We start from the raw sequence: 5,193 nt of genomic DNA, 5'->3' as shown, positions 1-5,193 counted from the left end.
GACTCTATCAGACTCTCTCGGGCCCGATTTCCTCGGTGCTTTCCAGGTCCTGCGCTTTCACGCTTTCCCTTTCCGGCGATTCCGACTCTATCAGAACTTCGCCACCGGATTTCCCGGCTTCGGCGTTTTCGAATGAAGAGTCGAGTACACCTCACGAGGATCGAAGTCCTTGTGGGGTGTGGGAGGTTGTTGCCGAACCTGTCCGGTTCGAGGCAACCGTTTAACTCTACAACCCTGCCTGGGGGGAGTCAAAACCTGGCGGGGCGGCCTCGTTCCGCGGCTGCCTCGGTCGGTGGTGCGGGTCGAGGGTCGTCCCCGCTTGCGACCGCCCGCACCGGGTTGGGCTGCGGTCCGCGCATGACGGCCCGTATGGAGAGCAGCGTTGAGGAGATCAAGGTCTGGTTCGGGTTCGTCCCTCGCGAGGGGTGGATGTCCCTGCCCACCGAGGGGCTCCGGGCAGCGAAGGAGAGCCCCGACACAGCCGACGTGCCGGACGGCTCGGTTCTTCCGGGAGGGGGTGATCGAGGGCGACGACGTCGTACATTTCCGCTCCGACTCCGACGGGGTCCCCTGGGCCGCGGGCGACGACGCTGCGTCGAGGCACTGCACGATCCGGGTCGCACCCGTCCCGACCGGTCCGCTGTGTCGCAGTGCTGTGGCGGTGCATAGGTAGGTCTGCCCGTTCAGGATCGGAGACGAGGTCTTCAGTACTGAGGCCCCCGCGGTCGCCCTCACCGCTCCGGCCGGCTCGGACCTGCGCGACCACCTACTGGTGGAGCGCCTGAGCAGATCGTGCTCGCTGTCGCCTCCGCGCACGGAAGACCGGGACGTCCCGACGCCGGTGATCAGAGTGATGCACCCGGCGCCGACGCCGACGAACGCGACGACATCGTCCAGCCCCCTACCGGCGAGGGGCTGGACGGGCGGCACCTTCTCCTCCCCCGTGGCCGGGGACACGGCAGAGGGTGCCCTGTCCGGATGGGCAAGGTGGTGGAGGAGTGCTGGTTGGCGGGGCTGGAACGATGTGTCCGTGCATGATGATGATCAGGTTGGAGCGGGTGTTCCTGCGGGCCTCGCAGCGATTCTCCGGAGCGCTGAGGGCGGCCGTCCGGTGAAGATCGTGTCTTGCGTCTGTGGTGGGTGCGGCGGGCGCGTGTTCTTCGTGCTCGTTGACGATGTCGAGGGTGGGGCCGAGCGGGTGTGCGCTGATTGCGGCGGCCGTGCGTTCATCGCGGACAGCGCGGAGTTCTGGGAGGACGCGGACCCCGGCGAGGCCTGCTGTCCGTGCGGGGACGAGGAGTTCGAGATGGCAGTCGCGTTCTCGCTCACCGGGGATGGTTCGGTCCGCTGGGTGACCGTTGGGCTGCGGTGCCGCAACGACGGCGCCGCCGGGATCTACGCCGACTGGAAAGTTGACTACGGCCCCACGGATCACCTCCTGACCATGGTCTAGATCTGCGAAGCGCCGCTCGAACACGCGACGGTCCGTGGAAGACACCGTCGCGGAGCAGCGCGACGAGGACCTCGGCCCGATATCGGGCGAGGCACAGCAGGACCCGGGTGTGGCGCCTGCACCCCCGGTCCACGAAGCCGGGCGGGGCCGCCCCGCCCGGGACCAGGCCGATCGTTCCGGGTGCGGGCTCAGCCAGCAGCGGTGCCGAACCACCTCGCCAATCCGTCGAGCAGGTCCTGCTGGTCGTCGCCGACCCACGCCACGTGCCCGTCGGGACGCAACAGCACCGCGGGCACGTCCAGTTGCTCGCTCTCGTCCACTACGTGGTCGACCCGGTCCGCCCAGCCCGCCGCCGAGAGCCGGCCGGTCCGGTCGAGCAGGAGTCCGCGTCCGCCGTGCATCAGCTCGTAGAGACGCCCCCGCTTCAGCTCCACGTCCTTCACCCGGCGACCGAGCAGTTCGTGGCCCTCTCCGAAGTCGTAGCGGACCCCGATCGCGGTGATCTTCTCGATCAGGTACTCGTTCACCTCCTCGAACTCCATGAGCTCCGACAGCAGCCGCCGTACCGACCGGGCACCGGGCTCGGGGGACAGCAGTTCCATCTGCGCGCGAGTGTTGTCCAGTACGTCGGCGGCCACCGGATGCCTTTCGGCGTGGTAGCTGTCGAGCAACCCCTCCGGGGCCCACCCGGCCACCTCGGCGGCCAGCTTCCAGCCGAGGTTGAACGCATCCTGAACACCGAGGTTGAGGCCCTGCCCGCCGGTCGGCGGGTGAATGTGGGCGGCGTCGCCGGCCAGCAGGACCCGTCCGACCCGGTAACGGTCGGCCAGACGGGTGGCGTCGCCGAACCGGGACAGCCTGCGAGCCGAGTGCACCCCGAAGTCGGTGCCGGCGACGGCCAGCAGCCGCTCCTTGAACTCCTCCAGCGTCGGCCCGGTCGTACGGTCCTCGGTCACCCCGGCGGCCGGCACGATGAAGCGGTACACGCCGTCCCCCTCGGGGATCGCGCCGAACCGCAGCTGGCTCTTGCGGACTTCGGCGATGACCGCGCCCAGGGTCTCCGGAGGCACGCCCACCTCCATGTCCCCCAGCAGCGTCTCGGTCCTCGACGGCTCCCCCGGAAAGTCCACCCCGATCAACCGACGCACCGTGCTGCGGCCACCGTCACAGCCGACGAGGTAGCGCGACCGCAGTTGCGTACCGTCCGCCAGGCCGACGGTCACCCCCCGCTCGTCCTGGCCCAGCTCGACCAGCTCGCAGCCGCGCCGGAGCTCGGCACCGAGCTCGGTGGCGCGCTCGGTCAGCAGTCGCTCGGTGACGGCCTGCGGGATGGCGAGTACGTACGAGTGCGTGGTGGCCAGCCGGGCGGGCCATGCCGTGCTGATCCCCGCGAAGAAGCCGCCGACCGCGAACTTCTCCCCGAGCGGGAGGAACCGCTCCGCCAGGCCGCGCTGGTCCATCACCTCGATGCTGCGCGCGTGCAGCCCGCGGGCCCGGGAGTGCCTGATCGGCTCCGTCTCCTTCTCCAGCACGACCACGTCCACGCCGTGCAGCCGCAGTTCGGCGGCAAGCATCAAACCGGTCGGTCCACCGCCGACAACGATCACGTCCGTCATGACATACGCCCCACTCAACGAGATGAATTCGGCCTGCCGCTCCGGCGCGGTCCGAAGGTCCGTGCGCACGCACGCATCCGTTCGTGCACGCCGCGAGTGCGACGCCACTGCGCTGTCCATGCGACTCCGATGCGGTGCCGGCGCAGTGCCGAGGTGGCGCCGCCCCTGACCCGGCCCCCATCCGGCCCGCCACTTCAGGCACGTACGCCGTCAAAGGCACAGGGACTTCGCGAACCCCGGATATGCACCGGTTACGGCTCAGGTCGGCGATTCTGCAGCACGACCGGGGTCTTGCCGCAAGACCCCCCACCGGCTATACCTTGATAGTGGCAAGGAGTGGGCAACCCTCCTTGCCTTTGCTTTTGTCCATGACCCGCGGCAGGTGGTTCCGCTCGACACGGACGACTGCGCGTCCGTGCGGAGGGTCAGCGGAGTTCGACGGCGATGCCGACGCGGGCGAGCAACCGAAGGACTCCGTCCAGGTAGGGCGTCTCCCCCGCCGTGTCCACGGTCACCGTGGAAAACGCGCGCCGCGCGACATCGGCGTCGTGCCAGATCAGCGTGAACGGCGTGCCGGGCACGTCCCCGCCGCACGGGCAGCCGCGCAACGTATGCCAGCACTGCTCGAAGTGCCCGCCGGGCCCTGCGAACGCCTCGCCGATCGCGCACACGAACCCGGGGATGTCCGTGATGTACCGACCGTCGAGGTGCCTTACGCCGCCCGGCAGTTGCCGGCGGGTGTCCTGCGCGGCCGCGGCGAAGGCAGACCACTCCGTCCGGCCCTCGGGGGAGAAGCCCGTCCAACCGCCCGGCTCGGACGGGGGCCCCTCGAACCAGGCGTCCCAGACGGGTCGGACGGCAGGATCGGGCCGTTCGGCGGGGCCTTCCCGCAACCACAGGTCGATGAGCGTCCCGCCGAGCTCGGACGGGCGGGAGGCCATGACCTCCAGCGGCATGTGCTCCTGGTGGCGCATGACCCGGCCGGTCCGGTCCACAGCCAGCAGCGTGACCCGGTCCCCGTCACCCCGTGGACGCACGAGCCGCCGCAGGAGCCGTTCACCGGGTTGGCAGCCGATCAGCCGCATGGGCGGCGAAGCGGGAAAGGGGCGTTCACCGTACAGGCCCTCCACCCGGTGGCAGGCACCCAGATTGCCTCCTCCCCGACCGTTGAACAGCTGCCATTCGGGACCCGCGGGCTCGGCGCGCCAAACCGGTCCCTCCACCTTGGCCTCGATGACGAGATCCACCAACGTCGGTTCCAGCTGCGAGGGTTGGCATCCGATCAGGACCGGGGCTGCCAGTTCCCAATGGTCGGTGTCGTAGGCGTGGAACGGGTCGCCGGCGGGATCCGCTCCGGGCACCCGGAACTCCCCGATGAGGGCGAGCGCTCCGAGGTCGATGGGCTGCGCCGGCCGGTCTCGGAACGCCTCGGCAGCCTTGAGCAGCCGCCCGGTCGGCCGGCAGCCCCCGATCGTCAACCGTTCCCGACGCGGCGCCGATTCGACGAACAGCCCGTCAGCGTCGGCGCAGTGGGCCCACACGATCAGCTCGTCGTCCCATTCCTCACTGACCAGAACGTACTTGAGCGGCAGCGAACGCCCCCAACTCCAAACCCTGTCAAGGATCTCCACCACGTCCCTGTCCCCCTCGCTCGTCACCACGCCGTTCGATCGGATCCGGTACCGCCCTCAGGGCCGGACCCCTCGTCCAAGGGTCGTACGAAGCGCATGCCGGGTCGGCCGTCCAGGAGGCGGTTGCCGACGACCTGTGGACAAGGCCGGTACGGGTCAGCACGGTTCGGGGGGCCATGTTGTTGAGGGTGGTGACGGCCCTCGGGGAGGTGAGGCGGTACTCCGCGCCTGCCAGGACGCACACCGCACGGACCGCCGTCATGGCCAGGCCCTGCTCGGCCGCCCGCTCGGCGATCCGGTAGCCGAGCTCGGCGGAGCCGCCGGCAGCGAGCAGTGCCGGCGCATGGTCGAGCTGAGCAACCGAAGGCTGGGCATGCGCCGATGCTACGAAATACCATTCGGCCCGTGAACGCAGAAAAGCCCCGTACCGGTATCCCGGTACGGGGCTTTCCACAATGATTGTTCGGCGGCGTCCTACTCTCCCACAGGGTCC

The 5,193-nt window shown here is 69.6% G+C and carries 3 protein-coding genes; 1 reads left to right on the top strand and 2 read right to left on the bottom strand.

Annotated features, from left to right (window positions below; all coding sequences use genetic code 11):
• The first annotated feature begins 1,153 nt into the window (after positions 1–1,153).
• Positions 1,154–1,453 carry a hypothetical protein gene (locus tag ACZ58N_RS38725; protein ID WP_471170335.1) on the top strand — a complete coding sequence of 100 codons (300 nt, stop codon included), beginning with the start codon at positions 1,154–1,156 and terminating at the stop codon, positions 1,451–1,453.
• Between the two features lie 188 nt (positions 1,454–1,641).
• On the opposite strand, the gene rox is transcribed toward ACZ58N_RS38725, so the two are convergent.
• Both rox and ACZ58N_RS38715 read right to left on the bottom strand, forming a co-directional pair.
• Complete coding sequence (rox, locus tag ACZ58N_RS38720; protein ID WP_471170332.1) at positions 1,642–3,069, bottom strand: rifampin monooxygenase; 1,428 nt, start codon at positions 3,067–3,069, stop codon at positions 1,642–1,644.
• Between the two features lie 425 nt (positions 3,070–3,494).
• Positions 3,495–4,703 carry a barstar family protein gene (locus ACZ58N_RS38715; protein WP_471170329.1) on the bottom strand — a complete coding sequence of 403 codons (1,209 nt, stop codon included), beginning with the start codon at positions 4,701–4,703 and terminating at the stop codon, positions 3,495–3,497.
• Positions 4,704–5,193: the final 490 nt, after the last annotated feature.

It is taken from the genome of Streptomyces sp. NPDC040432 (genome assembly GCF_055595445.1).
The sequence above is the reverse complement of the archived record's forward strand: the minus strand, read 5'-3'. Positions and strand labels throughout refer to the sequence as shown.